The sequence below is a fragment of the Micrococcus sp. HMSC31B01 genome (genome assembly GCF_001816085.1).
GTDB classification, from domain to species: Bacteria; Actinomycetota; Actinomycetes; order Actinomycetales; family Micrococcaceae; genus Micrococcus; species Micrococcus luteus.
The window spans coordinates 1-17,887 of record NZ_KV824880.1 but is presented as its reverse complement, the minus strand read 5'-3'; the positions used below and the strand labels follow the sequence as shown (position 1 = coordinate 17,887).

At 69.4% G+C, this 17,887-nt stretch carries 20 protein-coding genes; 6 read left to right on the top strand and 14 right to left on the bottom strand.

Going from position 1 to position 17,887, the window contains the following annotated elements; genetic code table 11:
- Positions 1-419 (bottom strand): PHP domain-containing protein (locus HMPREF3105_RS01115; protein ID WP_141762371.1); only part of this gene is annotated, 419 nt, incomplete at its 3' end.
- A complete protein-coding gene (locus HMPREF3105_RS01110; RefSeq protein WP_036338972.1) occupies positions 416-742 on the bottom strand; it encodes a DUF6504 family protein in 327 nt (108 codons plus the stop codon). The genes HMPREF3105_RS01110 and HMPREF3105_RS01115, both read right to left, overlap by 4 nt.
- 475 nt (positions 743-1,217) lie before the next feature.
- Here HMPREF3105_RS01110 and HMPREF3105_RS01105 point away from each other — a divergent pair, with 475 nt between their 5' ends.
- Together HMPREF3105_RS01105 and HMPREF3105_RS01100 are read left to right on the top strand one after the other, a co-directional pair.
- Positions 1,218-1,937 carry a DUF6318 family protein gene (locus tag HMPREF3105_RS01105; protein ID WP_070708571.1) on the top strand — a complete coding sequence of 240 codons (720 nt, stop codon included), beginning with the start codon at positions 1,218-1,220 and terminating at the stop codon, positions 1,935-1,937.
- Between the two features lie 494 nt (positions 1,938-2,431).
- A complete protein-coding gene (locus tag HMPREF3105_RS01100; protein WP_070708570.1) occupies positions 2,432-2,902 on the top strand; it encodes a PKD domain-containing protein in 471 nt (156 codons plus the stop codon).
- Here the strand turns inward: HMPREF3105_RS01100 and HMPREF3105_RS13435 are convergent.
- The 3 genes from HMPREF3105_RS13435 to HMPREF3105_RS01080 form a co-directional block, all read right to left on the bottom strand.
- Entirely contained in the window at positions 2,855-4,126 is a 1,272-nt protein-coding gene (locus HMPREF3105_RS13435; RefSeq protein ID WP_246830300.1) for a hypothetical protein, read from the bottom strand. The genes HMPREF3105_RS01100 and HMPREF3105_RS13435 overlap by 48 nt on opposite strands.
- A 240-nt stretch (positions 4,127-4,366) precedes the next feature.
- Positions 4,367-5,188, bottom strand: coding sequence for an SOS response-associated peptidase (locus HMPREF3105_RS01085; protein ID WP_070708573.1), 822 nt, complete (start codon positions 5,186-5,188; stop codon positions 4,367-4,369).
- Position 5,189: 1 nt separating this feature from the next.
- Positions 5,190-5,447 (bottom strand): hypothetical protein, encoded by a 258-nt coding sequence (locus HMPREF3105_RS01080; protein ID WP_070708568.1) that lies wholly within the window; start codon positions 5,445-5,447, stop codon positions 5,190-5,192.
- 205 nt (positions 5,448-5,652) lie between these two features.
- On the opposite strand from HMPREF3105_RS01080, the gene HMPREF3105_RS01075 reads away from it, so the two are divergent.
- Genes HMPREF3105_RS01075 through HMPREF3105_RS01065 form a run of 3 tightly spaced genes read left to right on the top strand, consistent with a single transcriptional unit; the run spans position 5,653 to position 8,056 of the window.
- The gene (locus tag HMPREF3105_RS01075; RefSeq protein ID WP_070708567.1) at positions 5,653-6,747 is read left to right on the top strand and encodes an S-(hydroxymethyl)mycothiol dehydrogenase; all 1,095 of its coding nucleotides are present in this window, start codon (positions 5,653-5,655) and stop codon (positions 6,745-6,747) included.
- Entirely contained in the window at positions 6,747-7,403 is a 657-nt protein-coding gene (locus HMPREF3105_RS01070) for an MBL fold metallo-hydrolase (protein WP_036338953.1), read from the top strand. Before HMPREF3105_RS01075 ends, HMPREF3105_RS01070 begins: the two co-directional genes overlap by 1 nt.
- Positions 7,404-7,435: 32 nt before the next feature.
- Positions 7,436-8,056, top strand: coding sequence for a uridine kinase family protein (locus tag HMPREF3105_RS01065; RefSeq protein WP_020628074.1), 621 nt, complete (start codon positions 7,436-7,438; stop codon positions 8,054-8,056).
- Between the two features lie 27 nt (positions 8,057-8,083).
- Here HMPREF3105_RS01065 and HMPREF3105_RS01060 read toward each other — a convergent pair whose 3' ends face one another.
- The 9 genes from HMPREF3105_RS01060 to nrdH all read right to left on the bottom strand — a co-directional run bounded on the left by HMPREF3105_RS01060 (position 8,084) and on the right by nrdH (position 17,121).
- A complete protein-coding gene (locus HMPREF3105_RS01060; RefSeq protein WP_070708566.1) occupies positions 8,084-8,854 on the bottom strand; it encodes a lipoate--protein ligase family protein in 771 nt (256 codons plus the stop codon).
- Entirely contained in the window at positions 8,851-9,717 is an 867-nt protein-coding gene (locus HMPREF3105_RS01055) for a thioesterase family protein (protein WP_036313183.1), read from the bottom strand. The genes HMPREF3105_RS01060 and HMPREF3105_RS01055 overlap by 4 nt, the downstream gene beginning before the upstream one ends.
- Before the next feature lie 87 nt (positions 9,718-9,804).
- Positions 9,805-10,482 carry a methionine ABC transporter permease gene (locus HMPREF3105_RS01050; RefSeq protein WP_036313181.1) on the bottom strand — a complete coding sequence of 226 codons (678 nt, stop codon included), beginning with the start codon at positions 10,480-10,482 and terminating at the stop codon, positions 9,805-9,807.
- Complete coding sequence (locus HMPREF3105_RS01045) at positions 10,479-11,573, bottom strand: methionine ABC transporter ATP-binding protein (RefSeq protein ID WP_083325258.1); 1,095 nt, start codon at positions 11,571-11,573, stop codon at positions 10,479-10,481. The genes HMPREF3105_RS01050 and HMPREF3105_RS01045 overlap by 4 nt, the downstream gene beginning before the upstream one ends.
- Before the next feature lie 3 nt (positions 11,574-11,576).
- Entirely contained in the window at positions 11,577-12,482 is a 906-nt protein-coding gene (locus HMPREF3105_RS01040; protein WP_073115374.1) for a MetQ/NlpA family ABC transporter substrate-binding protein, read from the bottom strand.
- Positions 12,483-12,989: 507 nt separating this feature from the next.
- A complete protein-coding gene (nrdF, locus tag HMPREF3105_RS01035) occupies positions 12,990-13,973 on the bottom strand; it encodes a class 1b ribonucleoside-diphosphate reductase subunit beta (protein WP_205812506.1) in 984 nt (327 codons plus the stop codon).
- A 249-nt stretch (positions 13,974-14,222) separates the two neighbouring features.
- On the bottom strand, positions 14,223-16,349 hold the full coding sequence (nrdE, locus tag HMPREF3105_RS01030; RefSeq protein WP_180537555.1) for a class 1b ribonucleoside-diphosphate reductase subunit alpha: 2,127 nt from the start codon (positions 16,347-16,349) through the stop codon (positions 14,223-14,225).
- Positions 16,350-16,396: 47 nt separating this feature from the next.
- On the bottom strand, positions 16,397-16,864 hold the full coding sequence (gene nrdI, locus HMPREF3105_RS01025) for a class Ib ribonucleoside-diphosphate reductase assembly flavoprotein NrdI (protein WP_004167610.1): 468 nt from the start codon (positions 16,862-16,864) through the stop codon (positions 16,397-16,399).
- A gap of 11 nt (positions 16,865-16,875) precedes the next feature.
- Positions 16,876-17,121, bottom strand: a complete 246-nt coding sequence (nrdH, locus tag HMPREF3105_RS01020) for a glutaredoxin-like protein NrdH (protein WP_036313172.1) — start codon at positions 17,119-17,121, stop codon at positions 16,876-16,878.
- A gap of 411 nt (positions 17,122-17,532) precedes the next feature.
- On the opposite strand from nrdH, the gene HMPREF3105_RS01015 reads away from it, so the two are divergent.
- Positions 17,533-17,838 carry a GNAT family N-acetyltransferase gene (locus HMPREF3105_RS01015; protein ID WP_044659652.1) on the top strand — a complete coding sequence of 102 codons (306 nt, stop codon included), beginning with the start codon at positions 17,533-17,535 and terminating at the stop codon, positions 17,836-17,838.
- The last annotated feature ends 49 nt before the right edge of the window (positions 17,839-17,887 follow it).

Here is a 17,887-nt window from a genome sequence, read left to right as displayed (position 1 = left end):
CCGGCCGCCGCGGCGGCGAGCTCGGCGACGCTGGCCCACGGGCTGCCGCCTGCCGCTCCCCCGGTGGTGCGGGCGTGGGCGGCGGAGACGAGCTCGCACAGGGAGCGGTAGCCGGAGCCATGACAGCCTCCTCGGGCGAGCACGACCACGCGGCCGGCGTTCTCGTCCTCGCTCCACCGGACGGCCAGGTCCACGCCCACGATCGGGGTGATGCCGTGGCGCAGGCAGGCGCCCACGTGCTTGGCCATGCCGTAGAGCCCGTCCCGGTCGGTGCAGGCCAGCAGGTCCATGTCCGCGGCCGCGGCGGCGGCCACGAGGTCCTCGGGCCAGCTGACCCCATGGTGGGCGCTGAACGCGGAGGCGACGTGCAGGTGGGCGAAGGGTGCGGCGGTGCGTCCGGCCGCGGCGGCCTGGCTCATGCCGACCGCCTCAGGTCCTGGGCGTGCTCGTGGACGCGCACGAGCCGCCACCGGCCGGAGTCCAGGTGGTGGGCGACGTCGAGGGTCTGCAGGGGCGCGGCGCCGGCCCGGGCCAGGCGGACCTGCAGCCGCCACATCTCGTGGTCGACGAGACCGGCGCCGCGGCCCTTCTCCGCGCGGACCTCCTCCGCCCACCAGCGGCGCCGCTCGAACCAGCGCACGGGGCGCTCTGCGAGGACGTAGTCCCGCCCGTTCCAGCGCAGCCCCTGCGGGGTGCCGTCTGCCCCGCACTCCACCGCCACCGACTGTGTGAGGACTCCCATTCTGCTTCTCTCCCTGTGCACTGCTGACCGGACCGACGACGGGGTGCCGTCGGGCGATGGGAGCGCGGCCCGTCCGGCGGACCGGACGCGGGGAAGAAGTGGGAAGGTGGGGCCGCACCCCCGATCGTACTCGAATATGTGTTCGAATGCGATGGAGGCGAACGTAGGGCGGCCGCCGGACACGTTAAGGACGCACCGCCCCGAGACGAGCGAGGCCGGGAACGCCCTTTTCGTGAGGCCGGCTGGCCGAGTCCTGGCCGTGGGCCTCGAATCCGACCCTGGGGCGCACATGCACGAGAAAATCGCCTCTTGGGCCGGAAGAAGTGCGTCGGCACGGCCCTGTGGACAATGCGAGCAGGACCACAATCCGTCTGCGTATACTCCGAACCAACCGGGCCTCGCATGCCACGGGCACCGCGCTGCGGGATCAGCGCGGGAGGCGCGGACACACGACGGACGTCCAGTTGGAGGGGAAATGTCTCTCACCGCACCCGGGCGCGCCCTGCGCCGCCACCGATTCGCCCAGGCAGGCACGCTCAGCGTGGCCTTGGCGCTCGCACTGACCGCCTGCGGCGGACAGTCCGAGCCCGCCGAGTCGTCGACGACGTCGCCCTCGTCCGCCAAGCCCGCCGTCGAGACGTCCGCGCCCGCGAGCACGAGCGAGACCGCGGGCGTCAACTCATCCCCCACGGCCACGGAGAGCGGGTCCAGCGAATACGTGCCCGCGTCTGCCGACGGCCCCGCTCAGAACGTGCCCAAGCCGGAGATGCCCGCCGCCATGAAGGAAGAGACCAAGGAGGGCGCCGAGGCGGCAATTCGCTATTTCTGGGAGGCCATTTACTACACTGACCAGACCGGAGAAACTGCTGATTTTGATTCGACATACAGCGAATACTGCGAGCTTTGCCAAGCCGTATCCGACTCAACTGCCCAGCACTACAAAGAAGGTGGCTGGTCGACGGGAGAGCGCACCTCGATCAAATCGTTGACTCTCACCCCGTCAGAGTTTGGCTACACCGCTACTCTTGTTCGTGACGCATCCGCTGTAGAGGTCTTCGACTCACAGGGCGTTAGAGACGACTCTGCCAGTGGGGTGGAAACTCACGACGAGACCTGGCTGGCCGACGTAGTCTACGAACCCTCCAAGGGCCACTGGGTGATCGATGAGATGCAAAATCACCAGGATGCTCAATAATGCCTTCCATCCCGCGTATTTTGATTGCGATAGTAACTGCTTGCATTGCCCTAACGCTGATTCAAGCACCATCGGCACACGCACAGCGCGCGAAGCCCTGCACCGATGTTCCCATTAGTGGCAAGCGAGAAGACGTCGAATTTAGGATTCGAACGCAGTGCAAGAAACAGTCGCGAACACAGCCCCCTCAGCCGGCCTCCGAACCGGTATCCGAAGTTGCCGCCCCAGGAGCCAGAGAAAAGCCGGCAATCGAGCAGCGCACTGTAGACGCCTGTTTTCCGAATCAAGAGAATAATTCCGATTTTGGGACGTGTCGCGAACAGACCGAGGCCTTTTGCCCAGAAGGGGCATGGGTACGTGAGCAGTTCGTCGACACAACTCGCCCAGATAGGGATCCCTATTACAGCCGGCCGGAATGCGTTACTGCGGGTTCGCCAGCCCCAGCAGCAGACGGCGCCCCGCCCGTCTCCATCGACGAGGTCCGCACGCTCCTCGTGCTGGAGCCTGAGATCCGGTCGGACAACGGCGGACGCGGGATCCGCAATGCGGAGACCAACTTCTACGCAGACGCCGAGACGCGCACGCTCGTCACCACCCTCAACGGGGTCGAGGTCGAACTCCGTGCCACACCGGTGAGCTTCCACTGGGACTACGGGGACGGGTCCCCCACCAAGACCACCTCAGTCGCAGGCCAGAGCCAGCCGGAGTTCAACGTCCCCACCCCCACGAGCCACGTGTACGAGGACACCGGGCAGTACACGGTCCGCCTCACCACCGTCTACATCGGCGAATACCGGGAGGCCGGGGGCGAGTGGGTGCTCATCCCGGGCACCATCAGCCTCGATTCGGCCCCCGTCACCGCGAACATCTGGCGCACCGTCACCCGCAATGTCGCCGATGACTGCAGCGTCGACTCCTCAGCCTGGGGCTGCACCGGCCCCATCGAATCCGCTCCGGCCGGCTGAGCACAGACCGCGGGGCGGCCGACGGTCTCCCGTCCACCGCCCCGCGGCCCACTCATCGGCCGGGTGTGTCAGACCCGGCGCACCCGCCGGAACTTCACGCCCGGTCTCGACCGTGTCCGGGGTCGTGTGGGCCTCCTCCCCGCCCGTTCCCTCACCCGGTTCCTCCCCGGCCACGGGGGCCGGAGTGTCGACGGGCTCCTGCTCGGCGGGCGGCACCGGGTCCGCCTCACCGGGAGACGGGGCGTCCTCCTCCGCCGGCACGTTCAGGGCCCGGGGCTTCTGCCCATCCGCGAGCAACTCGACGAGCGCGAAGACGTCGGACCGCTCCGCGTCCTGGGTGATGATGACGTCCTCACTCTTGGTCACCCCGTCCAGCGACCAGTCGAGGACGAGGCGGTCGTCGGTCGGGTAAGTCGCGTCGGCGAGGTAGTGAAACCCGGTGAAGAAGTCCAACGTGGTGTCGCGCCAAAGGGCACCCCAGCGCGGACCCCACGAGAGTTCCGCGACCGCCGCGTCGTCACCCAGGCCTTCGGACCGGAACGGCAGCAGCACGCCCGGCTCGGCGTGCTCCAGCGTGAGGAACCGCTCGGGGTAGTCCCCGAACACGGGGTTGGCCAGGCTGTGCTCGCCCCACGCGTAGACGAACCCGGCAGAGGGGCCTATGTTGCCCTCCGGAGTGCCGGCGGTCTCGTCGTAGAGGGCGGCGGCCACCGGGGTGCCGTCCACGGACAGGGTGAACAGGAGATGACCGTCTCCGGCCTCACCGAGCAGCGCCCGCGCATCCGCCACCCGCACCGCACCGAGGTCTGAGTAGAGGTCGTCGTACACGAACGGGACGGCCACCTGGTCACCGCGCCCGGTCTCCATGCTGTACGGGGCGACGGTGAGCGCGATCTGGTCCTGACGCAGGTCGAAGAAGCCCTCGATGACGACGAGGCCCGGCACCATCTGGCGGAACGTGCCGGAACGGATGCCCTGCTCGGGAGTCCAGCGGGAGGCCAGGCCGGGCAGCTCGAAGCCCGGGCCGGGCGCCGGCTCCGGGCCCCACGCGCAGTCGCACACCCCCTCGGAGGCGGTGGGTGCCGCCTCTTCCACGGCGACGGCGGGCGTGGCCCCGGCGAAGAGACCCGCGGTCAGGATCGCGGCGGCGGCGAGACGGGCGGGGCGGGTGGTCGGGACGAACGGGCGGGTGGACACCTTGAATGCGGACGGGGACGACATCATGGCAGGACGCTCCTGATGAATGGCCACGCGGGCTCGGGTGACGGACTGCGATTCACCGGGCTCACCGTGGCACCCCTCCGAAAGATGCGGCGCTCGCGCCGGCCCGGTGACACCCACGCTACGCAGAGCCCATTCTCAGGGGGAGTTCAGGACGGTCTCGGATCCGTCTCGATCCGATCACGATGCCGCGGCGTCGCATTTCCGCGCCTCACGGGCAGGTCATCCCCGTCGCCCCGTCCCTCAGAGCAGCGTTCCCTGCTGCTCTCTCATCTCCTGGGTCAGCTCCGGCCCGTTGTTCCGGACATTCCCCACGGCGCCCCCCACGGGCCGCAGCGACCAACCCGCCGCGACGTCGTACGCGCCGGCGCACACCTGGCCCACGAGGGCGTCGGCTTCTTCGGCAGACCCGAGCGTGTCCGGAGCGAGCCACCGGTCCATCGTCTCGGCATCCATGGGCACGGGCAGCCGGTCGTGCAGCTGGCCGAGCGCGGCGAGCACCGGATCGTCGTCGTCCGCGTCGGGCGCGGCCATGGTGAGGATCGTCGTCGAGAGGACCCAGGCGTCCTCCCCCGCGGCCTTGGCCTCGGGGTCCTGCCACCACTCGTACAGGCCGGCGAACCAGATGACCGGCCCCTCGCCGTCCCCGGCCCCGGCCGGGTGCACGTAGTAGGGCTGCTTCTTCGCGGCCCGCCCGTCGGGACCCTTGGCGCCAGGCTCCGGCGTCTTCCACTCGTAGTAGCCCTCCACCGGCACGGCGCAGCGTCGAGCGCGGACGGCGGCCCGGAACGTCGGCTTGGAGGCCACGGTCTCCGAGCGCGCGTTGAACGCACGGGACCCCACGGACAGCTCCTTCGCCCACGGCGGCACCAGGCCCCAGCGTGCCACGTGGATCCGCCGGGTCACTCCGGCGCCGACGTCGTCCGCATGCGCCACGAGGATCGGCACCTCGGCTGTCGGCGCCACGTTCCAGCTCTGGCGCAGCACCAGCTCCTCATTCGTCTCGGCATCGCCCAGGGCCACCAGGTCGCTCGTGGCGCGGGCCATCACGTAGCGGCCGCACACGTCAGCGGTCCCTCCCGTCCCGGCCACGATCGACATACATCCACGCGATGCCGAGGGCGAAGCCCATCATCGCGCAGCCGAGCACAGTGCCCCAGGGACTCTCGGTGCCCAGTCCGAACACCACTCCCAGGCCGACGCCGATCAGCAGCCCCACCAGCGGGATGCGCCACTGAGCGAGCGTGCCGGCACCGGCCGGAGCCTCGGCTGGAGCCTCCGGAGCCTCGTACGCCTCGTCCTCGTCTCTGCCATGTCCTGCCACGGTTCGCCCCTCCGTTCACATCGGTGTTGCGGGTCAGGTTGCAGTCTCCCCCGGCCGCCATGGTGACGCCATACACCAGGCCCCCCGGCTGCTCACCGATGCGTCGCACAGGGTCCTGTGATGGGATGGGCAGAACGAGCCCGCCCGCCGCGCCGCCTCACGCATGCGCGGCCTCGGGCAGATCCCCACCACCAGGAGGAACAACGTGTCCCAGAAGGTCCGCGGCGTCGTCGCCATGGCGAAGGACGCCCCCGTCACCATCGAGACCATCGTCATCCCCGATCCGGGACCCGGCGAGGCCGTCGTCGACATCAAGACCTGCGGCGTCTGCCACACGGATCTGCACTACCAGCAGGGCGGGATCGGCGACGAGTACCCGTACCTGCTCGGCCACGAGGCCACGGGTGTGGTCTCCGCGATCGGCGAGGGCGTCGACCACGTCAAGGTCGGCGACACCGTGATCCTCAACTGGCGCGCCGTGTGCGGCGAGTGCCGCGCGTGCCGGAAGGGCGAACCGAAGTACTGCTTCAACACCCACAACGCGACCCAGAAGATGACCCTGGAGGACGGCACGGAGCTGTCCCCGGCCCTGGGCATCGGGGCGTTCGCGGACAAGACGCTCGTCCACGCCAAGCAGTGCACCCAGGTCGACGGCGTCGACACTCCCGAGGAACAGGCCGCGGTCGGCCTGCTCGGCTGCGGGATCATGGCCGGCATCGGCGCGGCCATCAACACCGGCGAGGTCAAGCGCGGCGAGTCCGTGGCCGTGATCGGCTGCGGCGGCGTCGGCGTGGCCGCGATCGCCGGGGCGAAGCTCGCCGGCGCCACCACGATCATCGCGGTGGACATCGACGCCAAGAAGCTCGCGAAGGCCGAGGAGCTCGGCGCCACCCACACCGTGAACTCGAAGGACGAGGACCCCGTGGAGGCCATCCGCGCGGTGACCGGCGGCTTCGGCGCCGACGTGGTCATCGAGGCGGTCGGCCGCCCGGAGACCTACGAGCAGGCGTTCTACGCCCGGGACCTGGCCGGCCGCGTCGTCTTGGTGGGCGTGCCCACCCCCGGCATGGAGCTGAAGCTGCCCCTGCCGGAGGTGTTCGGCCGCGGCGGCGCGCTGAAGTCCTCGTGGTACGGCGACTGCCTGCCGGAGCGCGACTTCCCCATGCTCGTGGACCAGTACCGCCTGGGCCGCCTGCCGCTGGACGAGTTCGTCACGGAGACCATCGCCCTGGACGAGGTGAACGAGGCCTTCGAGACGATGAAGTCCGGCGACGTCCTGCGCTCGGTGGTGGTGCTCTGATGGCGCGCATCGATCACCTGGTCACCTCCGGCACGTTCTCCCTGGACGGGGAGACGTTCGACGTGGACAACAACGTGTGGATCGTCGGCGGCGCGGAGCAGTGCGTCGTCATCGACCCGGCCCATGACGCCTCGGCCGTCTGGAAGAAGGTGAACGGCCGCCAGGTGCTGGCCATCGTCCTCACCCACGGCCACGACGACCACATCCGCCAGGTCCAGGAGTTCCGCCAGATGGTGGACGCCCCCGCGCTGCTCCACCCCGCCGACCGCATGCTCTGGGACGACGTCTTCCCCGACGAGGAGCCCGATGGCGCGCTCGCCGAGGGCGACGTCCTGCGCGTGGCCGGCGTCGAGCTGCGGGTGCTGCACACCCCCGGCCACTCCCCCGGCTCGGTCTGCCTGTACGCCCCCGCCCTGGGCGAGGCCGGCGACGACGGCGCCCCGACCGGCGTCGTGTTCTCCGGCGACACCCTGTTCCAGGGCGGGCCCGGCGCCACCGGCCGCTCGTACTCGGACTTCGACACGATCATCGAGTCCATCCGCGAGCGCCTGCTCTCGCTGCCGGAGGCCACCGTGGTCCACACCGGCCACGGCGACTCCACCACGATCGGCACGGAGAAGCCGCACCTGCAGGAGTGGATCGACCGCGGCCACTGAGGACGCGCCGAGGTGGGGAAGAATGGTCCCCCGTGACCATCCTCCCCGCCTCGCCCCCTCCCTCCGTGATCCTGCTCGGCGGCGCGTCGGGCTCCGGCAAGTCCTACCTGGCCCGGCGGCACGGCCGGCCCCACCTCTCGCTCGATGCGTTCTACCGTCCGCAGTCCGACGACGGCGCCGCGGGCGGGCCCGGCCCCGTGTTCCCGCGCACCCCCTACGGTGAGATCGACTGGGACCACCCCGGAACGTGGGATGAGCAGGCGGCCGTGGACGCCGTCGTCGAACTGCTCGAGGAGGGCGCCACGCGCGTGCCCGACTACGACATCTCCACGTCCTCCGTCCGCGGGCACAGCACCGTCGCGCTCGAGCCGGGCGGGGTGATCGTGGCGGAGGGCATCTTCGCTGAGCGCATGCCCGCCGCCCTGGACCGGGCCAGGGTCCGCTACGCGGCCTGGTACATCGACCAGGCGCGGACCACGACGGCGGCCCGCCGGTTCGTGCGCGATGTCGCCGAACGCCGCAAGCCGGTGCCGTTCCTCGTGCAGCGGGGCTGGTCCCTGTACCGGACGGACGCGGCGCGCCGGGCGGCGGCCGTGGCGGCCGGCTTCACCCCGCGACGCAAGCGGGAGATCATCGCGGATCTCACGGCCTGACGGCCCGCCCGCAGCCAGTCCGTGCCCTCAGCCGGAGGTGCGCGCGCCGAGGACGGCGAGCTGCTCGTCCACGACCTCGAGCCCGGCGGCGGCGGCCCACGCCGTGTACTCCTCCCGCAGGGCCGCGGCGAACGCGGGAACGCTCACCCCGGGACGCACGTCCTCGGCCGCGCCCGCCGTGCGGGGGTCCATGTCCAGCCCGAGCTCCCGGTAGACGTCGACGAGCACGGCCCGCAGCGGAGCGGGGTCGGACACCACCACGTGGGTGGAGAACAGGAACGCCCCCTTCACCACGCGCTGCGCGGAGCCGGCCAGCTTCACCGGGTATGTCGGCGCAGGACCCTGCACGGAGAACTCGCCCGGGCAGTACTCCCCCGGGATCTCGCCCACGGAGGCGGGCACGTCCATGCGCGCGAACGCCCGCACGAACAGGTCGGCGAACTCGGCGAACCGGGCCTGCTGCGTGAGTGCCGCGTCCTCCTGCTGGCTCAGGTGGTCCACTACCAGGCAGCCGTGGTGGTAGGCCGCCGCCCGTCCGCCGGCCCGGCGCACCGCCGGCTCGAAGCCGTGGGTCCGGGTCGCTGCGGCCGCGGCCTCGAAGCCGGGCAGCCGGGCGTCGCGCTGGCCGAACGCGACCGTCGGTTCGGGCACGTAGACGCGGATCAGGTCGTCGAGGGCCCTTCCCTCGGCCGCGGCGGCGCGGAAGACGGCCAGCTCGTCCATGGCCCAGTCGAGGTCGTCAGCGGCCCCGAGGGTCCGCTCCTGCACGGCCCAGCGCAGGCGGGGAGCTGCGCTCACAGGCCGCCCTCGGCCGGCCAGGAGCGCAGGGTGAGGGTCTGCTCGGCGTGGGCGAAGGGGCCGTCGTCGTCGTGGAGGACGGTGCTGGTCAGGCCCACGCCGTCCGGGCCCACCGTGACCTGCCCCGCGAGGCCGAGCCAGTGGCCGGTGGGCTCGCGGTACAGGTGGATCTGCAGGTCCACGTTGGGGAAGAACCACCCGCCCGGTTTCGCCGGCAGGGCCGGGGCGATCCCGTTGGCCGCGTCGGTGAGGCTGATCAGGCGGACCAGGTCGCTCGTGCTCTCCCCTGCCACCATCTCGCGGTCCGTGGTGAGCCACACCCGGCCGTGGCCCGGCCCGTGGCCGGGCAGGACGACGCCGTCGAGGGAGGCGATGTACCCGCCTCCCCATCCGTGGAGCGCGTTGTGCGACTGCGCCTGCGAGCGCGGCGGGAGGGGCTCGTCCGGCAGCTGGGCGACGGCGGAGGTGTCCGAGGTGGACAGCAGCCAGGCGCGCAGGGTCAGCACGGTGCGGCCCCGGGCGTGGAGCACGGACTCGACGAGCTCGATGGTCCGGCCCGGACGCAGGGTGCGCGTGACCACCTCGAGCTCGCCCGACCAGAGCGTGCCCAGGATGTCGTAGGAGAGCCGTCCCACCCGCAGCCCGGGAGTGGTCTCGTGCGCGGCCACCTCGTGCAGCAGCAGGCCCGAGACGGCGGCCATGTGCATCTCCTCTTCCCGCCATGCGCCCTGGGCGTGCACGGTGGAGCGCACGCGGGAGGTGCGGACGCCGTCGGCGTCCACGGTGGGCTCGCCGAGGCGGACGTAGAAGGCCAGGGGATCGCCGGCGACGGAGGTCGCGGGGGTGGAGGTGATGTCGGTCATGGGCCGAAGTCTGCCAGAACGACGACGACGGCCGGTGACGTCCCCGCGGGATGTCACCGGCCGTCGTCGTGCGGACCGAGCCGGGGTTCAGCGGCGCATGACCTTGCGGGCGATGCCGTTGCCGATCAGCTGCAGCGCCTGGACGAACACGATCACCACGATCACGGCCAGCCAGGTGACCTCCGGACGGAACCGGTTGTAGCCCTCCACGATGGCGAAGTTGCCGACGCCGCCGCCGCCGATGATGCCCGCCATCGCGGACATGTCCACGAGCGAGATGATCACGAACGTGAAGCCGAGGATCAGCGGGCCGAGGGCCTCGGGCAGCACCACGGCGCGCACGATCCGCATGCGGGAGGCGCCCATCGCGCGGGCGGCCTCGATCACGCCGGGGTCCAGCGAGACGAGGTTCTGCTCCACGATGCGGGCGATGCCGAACGTGGACGCCCAGATCATGCAGAACACCACGGCGGTGTTGCCGATGCCGGTGCCGAGCACCGCGATGGTCAGCGGCTGCAGGGCGGCGATGAGGATGACGAACGGGATGGGCCGGATGAGGTTCACGATGAAGTTCGTGACCAGGTAGACGGCACGGTTGGCGAAGATGCCGCCCGGGCGCGTGGTGTAGAGGACGAGCCCGACCAGCAGGCCGAGGATGCCGCCGAGGATGAAGGACCAGCCGACCATGTAGAGGGTGTCCCCCACGGCGGTCATCAGCTCGGGGCCGTAGTACCCCCAGTCGAGGTTCTGGAATCGGTCGATCACTGGTGCACCTCCTGCACGTCTCCGGCGCCGGCCAGGTCCGCGACAAACGCGTCCACCGCGGCGGCCTCGCCCGTGAGCGCCACGGTGAGCAGGCCGTACGCGGAGTCCTTGGTGGCGGACATGCCGCCGTGGACGATCTCGAAGCCCACGCCGCGCGTCGATGCGGTGCCGAGCACCGCCGAGACCGCGGCGGAGTCCTTGAGCGAGACCATGATCAGCCGACCCTCGGTGCGCGCCCGGATGCGGGCCACCTCCTCGGCATTCGGCCGGTCCTTGAGCGCCGTGGCCACGAAGGACGCGGCGTCGGCGGAGTGGGCGGGCCGAGAGAAGAGGTCGTAGACCTTGCCGGACTCCACCACGCGGCCGCTGTCCATCACGGCGACGCGGTCGGCGATCGAGCGGATGACCTCCATCTCGTGGGTGATGGCCACGATCGTGACCCCGAGCTCCTCGTTGACGCGGCGCAGCACGGAGAGCACCTCGTGCGTCGTCGAGGGATCCAGGGCGCTGGTGGCCTCGTCTGCGAGCAGGATCTCCGGCTCGGCGGCCAGGGCGCGGGCGATGCCGACGCGCTGCTTCTGGCCGCCCGAGAGCTGCTCCGGGTAGTGCTTGGCCTTGTCCGCCAGGCCGACGAACTCGAGCAGCTCCGCCACGCGAGCGCGGCGTTTGGACCGCGGCCAGCCGGCCGTGTCCAGAGCGAACTCGATGTTCCCGGCCACCGTGCGGGAGGTCAGCAGGTTGAACTGCTGGAACACCATGCCGATGCGGGTGCGCAGCGGACGCAGCTTCGCTTCGGAGAGATGGGAGACCTGCTGGCCCAGCACCGTGACGGTGCCCGACGTCGGCTTCTCCAGCCCGTTGATCATGCGGATCAGGGTGGACTTGCCGGCGCCGGAGAAGCCGATGACGCCGAAGACCTCGCCGCGGTTCACGGCGAGCGAGACGTCGTCCACGGCCTTCACACCGGCACCCTTCTTGGTGGCGTAGACGCGGCTGACGTGGTCGAAGACGATGACCGGCTCCCCCGGGGCGCCCGCGGAGGGGCGCCCCGGGGTGACCGCGTCACGGTCGGACGTATGGGAACCTGCCATGGATCAGGCGCCCTGCTTCGCGATCGCGTCCTGGTACTGCTTCAGGGTCTCGTCGATCTGGGCGGTGTCGAGCTGCACCGGCACGCTCGTGCCGGAGGAGAGCTTCGCGGACTCATCCAGCACGGGCTGCTCGTGGTACAGGGCCGCGATCTTCTTGTAGGTCTCGTTGTCGCGGTCCTCGCGACGCACGGCGAAGCCGTTGACGTACGGCTTGGCGGAGTCGTCCTCGGGGTCGTCCTTGAACAGGGCGGTGTTCGTGTCGATGCCGGCGTCCGCCGAGAAGGTGTTGTTGATGACCGCGCCCTGCACGGACTCGAGCGCGTTCACGGTCTGCTGCGCGGCCACGGGCTGCACCGTCACGGTGGAGGCGGCCTCGTCGATGTCGCGGACCTCCGGGCGGATGGTCTCATTGGACAGCTTCAACAGGCCGGCGGCGACGAGCACATTGATGGCACGGGCCTGATTCACGGTGTCGTTCGGGATGGCGACGGTGTCGCCCTTCTTGAACTCGGAGACGTCCGTGTACTTCTTGGAGTACAGGGGCAGCGGGATGATCTCGGTGGTCCCGATCATCGTCAGGTCCTTGCCGGAGGCCTGGTTGTAGTCGGCCAAGTAGGCGATGTGCTGGAACCAGTTCATGTCGATGTCGCCGTTGTCCAGCGCCGGGTTCGGCTGCGTGTACTCGGTGAAGTTGCGGATCTCGACGTCGATGCCGTGCTTCTCCTTCGCGAGCTTCACCAGGGCGCGGTGCGACTCGTTCTCGGACACGACGCCGATGCGCACGGTCTGGGCGCCGTCGTCGCTCTTCTCCTCGGCCTGCGAGTTGCAGGCGGTCAGGGCGAACGCGCCGACGGCGGCCAGGGACAGGCCGGCGAAGGAGCGGCGGGAGATGTTCGAGGGGGTCGTCATGGGGTTCTCCTTGGAGGACGGTGCGACGTCGCCGGCGCGGGTGGGCACGGCGGGTGCGGAACGGTGCGGGGTGGGCCGTGCGGTGGGTGATTCCCCGCGGGGCACAGCACGGCGGGCGGGGGGCGAGAGACGCCCCGAGCCGGAGGCCGGGATCCTTTCGAACGCTGCTCTTGCCCGTCCCCCAGTCACCGCGGGCTCCCCTCGAGGGGTCTGCACGCAGCGGAGGCAGGCCGCTTCTCGGTCCGTTGCCACCCGTGAACATGGGGTTGGCGAGCGGCTCGTCGTGGGACCACGTGGACCCGCCGAGGCGGGGTCCACAGCCGCTTCTCCTGAAGCTGGGCCCAAGCGTATCGCAGCGTGTGCGCTCCATCGGGCAGGGCGGTGACGCGCAGCGTCATACTGCGGGCCCGGGTGTCGACGTGTGATGCCCCCGCGAGACGACGACGGCCGGGCGCCTCCGCGGGGAGGCGACCGGCCGTCGTCGGGACGGGGCTCAGGCGGACGGGATCAGAAGTCCCAGTCCTCGTCCTCGGTGTTCTCGGCCTTGCCGATCACGTAGGAGGAGCCGGAGCCGGAGAAGAAGTCGTGGTTCTCGTCCGAGTTCGGGGAGAGCGCGGAGAGGATGGCGGGGTTCACGTTCGTGGTCTCGGCCGGGAACATGGGCTCGTAGCCCAGGTTCATCAGCGCCTTGTTCGCGTTGTAGTGCAGGAACTTCTTCACGTCCTCGGCCAGACCGACGGCGTCGTAGAGGTCATGGGTGTACTCGACCTCGTTCTCGTACAGCTCGAACAGCAGCTCGAAGGTGAACGCCTTGAGCTCCTCCCGCTTCTCCTCCGGCAGGGTCTCGATGCTCCGCTGGTACTTGTAGCCGATGTAGTACCCGTGCACGGCCTCGTCGCGGATGATCAGGCGGATCAGGTCGGCGGTGTTGGTGAGGCGGGCGTGCGCGGAGAGGTACATGGGCCAGTAGAAGCCCGAGTAGAAGAGGAAGGATTCGAGCAGGGTGGAGGCGATCTTCTTCTTGTACGGGTCCTGGCCGTCATAGCGCTCCACGATCAGGCGGGCCTTGGCCTGCAGGTTCCGGTTCTCACGGGACCAGCGGAACGCCTCGTCGATCTCCGGGGTGGAGGCCAGCGTGGAGAAGATCGAGGAGTACGACTTCGCGTGCACCGACTCCATGAACGCGATGTTCGTGAGGACGGCCTCCTCGTGCGGGGTCATGGCGTCCGGGATGAGGGAGACGGCGCCCACGGTGCCCTGGATCGTGTCCAGCAGCGTCAGGCCCGTGAACACGCGCATGGAGAGCAGCCGCTCCTCATCCGTGAGGTGGGACCAGGACTGGACGTCGTTGGACAGCGGCACCTTCTCCGGCAGCCAGAAGTTGTTGACGAGGCGGTTCCACACCTCCACGTCCTTCTCGTCCTGAATGCGGTTCCAGTTGATCGCCTCGACGAGGTGGGACTGCTGGGTCTCGGTCACGGCAGGGCACATCCTTCAGAAGAATTCGTTGAGAATCCGCGGATTCCGGGGGCTCTCGAGAGCACGGTCATCGGGGCGCGGGTCCGGGACAGTCTAGGCCCGCAGGGGCAGCGCCAGCCACTCGGGCAGGTCCGGGCTCACGACGTCGTGGGCCCGCCCCGCCCGACCAGGCGCGCCGCCCCACTTCGAGGCGGGAAATCGAGCGCACCCGCGCTCAGAAGCGCGGAATACGCGGGATTTCCCGCCTCGAAGGGTCGGCTGTCAGAGCATGCAGCTGACGCAGCCCTCGACCTCGGTGCCCTCCAGCGCGAGCTGGCGCAGGCGGATGTAGTAGATCGTCTTGATGCCCTTCGTCCACGCGTAGATCTGCGCGCGGTTCAGGTCACGGGTGGTGGCCGTGTCCTTGAAGAACAGCGTCAGGGACAGACCCTGGTCCACGTGCTGCGTCGCCGCGGCGTACGTGTCGATGATCTTCTCGTAGCCGATCTCGTACGCGTCCTCGTAGTACTCGAGGTTCTCGTTGGTGAGGTACGGCGCCGGGTAGTAGACGCGGCCGAGCTTGCCCTCCTTGCGGATCTCGATCTTCGAGGCCACCGGGTGGATCGAGGAGGTCGAGTTGTTGATGTAGGAGATCGAGCCCGTGGGCGGGACGGCCTGCAGGTTGCGGTTGAAGATGCCGTGCTCCATGACGGAGGCCTTCAGCTCACGCCAGTCGTCCTGCGTGGGCAGGGCGATGCCGGCCTCGGCGAACAGCTCGGCGACGCGCTCGGTGGCGGGCGCCCACTCCTGATCCGTGTACTTGTCGAAGAACTCTCCGGAGGCGTACTTCGAGTCCTCGAACCCGCCGAACCGCTGGCCGGTCTCGATGGCGATCCGGTTCGAGGCCCGCAGCGCGTGGAACAGCACCGCGTAGAAGTACATGTTCGTGAAGTCGATGCCCTCCTCCGAGCCGTAGTGGACGCGCTCGCGCGCCAGGTAGCCGTGGAGGTTCATCTGCCCCAGGCCGATGGCGTGGGAGGCGGCGTTGCCCTTGGCGATGGACGGCACCGACTGGATGTCGGACATGACCGACACGGCCGTCAGCGCACGGATCGCGGTCTCCACGGACCGGCCGAAGTCCGGCGAGTCCATGGTCTTGGCGATGTTCATCGAGCCGAGGTTGCAGGAGATGTCCTGGCCCACGTGGGCGTAGCTCAGGTCCTCGTTGTACTCGGAGGCCTCGGAGACCTGCAGGATCTCGGAGCACAGGTTGGACATGGTGATGCGGCCCTTGATCGGGTTCGCGGCGTTCACGGTGTCCTCGAACACGACGTACGGGTAGCCGGACTCGAACTGGATCTCGGCGATGGTCTGGAAGAACTCGCGCGCGTTGATCTTGGTCTTCTTGATCCGCGCGTCGTCGACCATCTCGTAGTACTTCTCGGTCACGGAGATCTCGGAGAACGGCACCCCGTAGACGCGCTCGACGTCGTACGGCGAGAACAGGTACATGTCCTCGTTCTTCTTCGCCAGCTGGAACGTGATGTCCGGGATCACGACGCCGAGGGAGAGGGTCTTGATGCGGATCTTCTCGTCCGCGTTCTCGCGCTTGGTGTCGAGGAAGCGGTGGATGTCCGGGTGGTGCGCGTTGAGGTACACCGCGCCGGCGCCCTGGCGCGCGCCGAGCTGGTTGGCGTAGGAGAAGGAGTCCTCGAGGAGCTTCATCACGGGGATGACGCCGGAGGACTGGTTCTCGATCTGCTTGATGGGCGCGCCGTGCTCGCGGATGTTGGTCAGCGAGAGGGCCACGCCGCCGCCGCGCTTGGACAGCTGCAGGGCGGAGTTGATGCCGCGGGCGATCGACTCCATGTTGTCCTCGATGCGCAGCAGGAAGCAGGAGACGAGCTCGCCGCGCTGCTTCTTGCCCGAGTTGAGGAAGGTGGGGGTGGCCGGCTGGAAGCGGCCGGCGATCATCTCGTCCACCAGGTGGGTGGCCAGCTCCTGGTCGCCCCGGGCCAGGTGGAGGGCGACGACGGCGACGCGGTCCTCGTAGCGCTCGAGGTAGCGCTTGCCGTCGAAGGTCTTCAGGGCGTACGAGGTGTAGAACTTGAACGCGCCGAGGAAGGTCGGGAAGCGGAACTTGGCCTTGTAGGCACGATCGAACAGGCCCCGGATGAACTCGAAGGGATACTGCTCGAACGTCTCGGTCTCGTAGTAGTCGTTCTTCTGCAGGTAGTCGAGCTTCTCCTCCAGGTCGTGGAAGAACACCGTGTTGGTGTTGACATGCTGCAGGAAGTACTGGCGCGCGGCCGCGTGGTCGGCCTCGAACTGGATGCGACCGTCGGCGCCGTAGAGGTTCAGCATGGCGTTGAGCTCGTGATATCCGAGGTTCTGCCACTCGGCGGGCATGTTCTTCGCCTGGCGGATGAGGTCCGCCTCGGTGGGTGCGGTGATGGTCATGTCCACAGTCCTTCCAGGCCGCCGCGGACGCGTTCGACGTCGTCGGGCGTGCCCATCAGCTCGAATTTGTACATGAGGGGGACCTGGCACTTGCGGGAGATGATGTAGCCGGCCAGGCAGTAGCCCTCATGGAAGTTGGTGTTCCCGGACGCGATCACGCCCCGAATCCAGTGACGGTTCTCCGGGACGTTGAGGAACTTGATCACCTGCTTCGGGACCGCGCCCGGCCCGCTGCCCCCGCCGTAGGTGGGGGTCATCAGGACGTACGGGGCGGTGGCCCCGAGGGTGGGTTCCCGGGTGATCAACGGCAGTCGAGCCACCCGGTCCTCGGGCAGCTCGAGCTTCTCGACGAAGCGGTGCGTGTAGTTGGAGGCGGAGGAGAAGTAGATCAGTCCCGCGTCGGTGGGGACGAGCCCCTGCGCCTCGGCCGAGCGGATGTGGCTCGGGTCCGCGGCGACGGTCATGTCGACTCCGGTCAGGCCACCGATGCCGCGGCGGACTCGGCGAGCTCGGCGATCTTGTCCGGGCGGAAGCCGGACCAGGAGTCGGTCTCGGTGACGACGACGGGGGCCTGCATGAAGCCGAGGGCACGGACGCGCTCGAGGGCGGCGGGGTCCTGGGACATGTCCACGACCTCGTAGGCGATGCCCTTCTTGTCCAGTGCACGGTAGGTGGCGTTGCACTGCACGCAGGCCGGCTTGGTGTACACGGTGACGGTCATGGCGATCCCTGTTCCTTCGTGGTCTCTGGTGGTCTGCGGGTGTCGGCGCGGCGCCCGCGAGGTGAATCACGGGGCGTGCCGAGCATCTGCGTCGATACTACATCTAGTGATCACGGCCGGGAACCATCCCTACATGTAGTAGTCACACCACTGTAGTTACGTATCCCCACCCTCTGCCCATCCTGTCCACACCCTGCTGTGCGAGACGATCCGCGCGGACATGCGGGACACGCCAGGGCCGAGGTCGACTGTCCACAGCCGGTGGAGATCTCGGGGCCGGGTTCCCACAGCCGGAAAGTCGGGTTCGCCACGTCCGCGAGCGGCGTGTCAGGCCCCCGCGGACCACTACATGTAGGAGCCCGCCGCCGGCCGGCGTCGGAATACCCCGTCACCACCGGGGGTTGCCCCGGCATGAGCACCTCCCCCACCGTCACCCGCAATGACGCCGAGTCCCGCTACGAGCTCCATGACGGCGGCACCCTGCTCGCCGTCCTCGACTTCCGGGACAACGGCGCGGCCGTCTCCCTGAACCGGGCGTTCACCATCCCCGTGCACCGCGGCCGGGGCCACGCCGCCGCGCTGACCGCGGGCGCCGTCGAGGACATCGAGACGAACGGCGGCCCCGCAGGGGGCCGCCGCATCGTGCCGATGTGCTGGTACGTCGCCCAGTGGTTCGACGAGCACCCGGAGAAGAGCGCGCTGCTCGCGCCCCGCTGACCGGAGCGGTCAGGCCGCGACGCGGTGCCGGCGCACCACGGCCAGGACG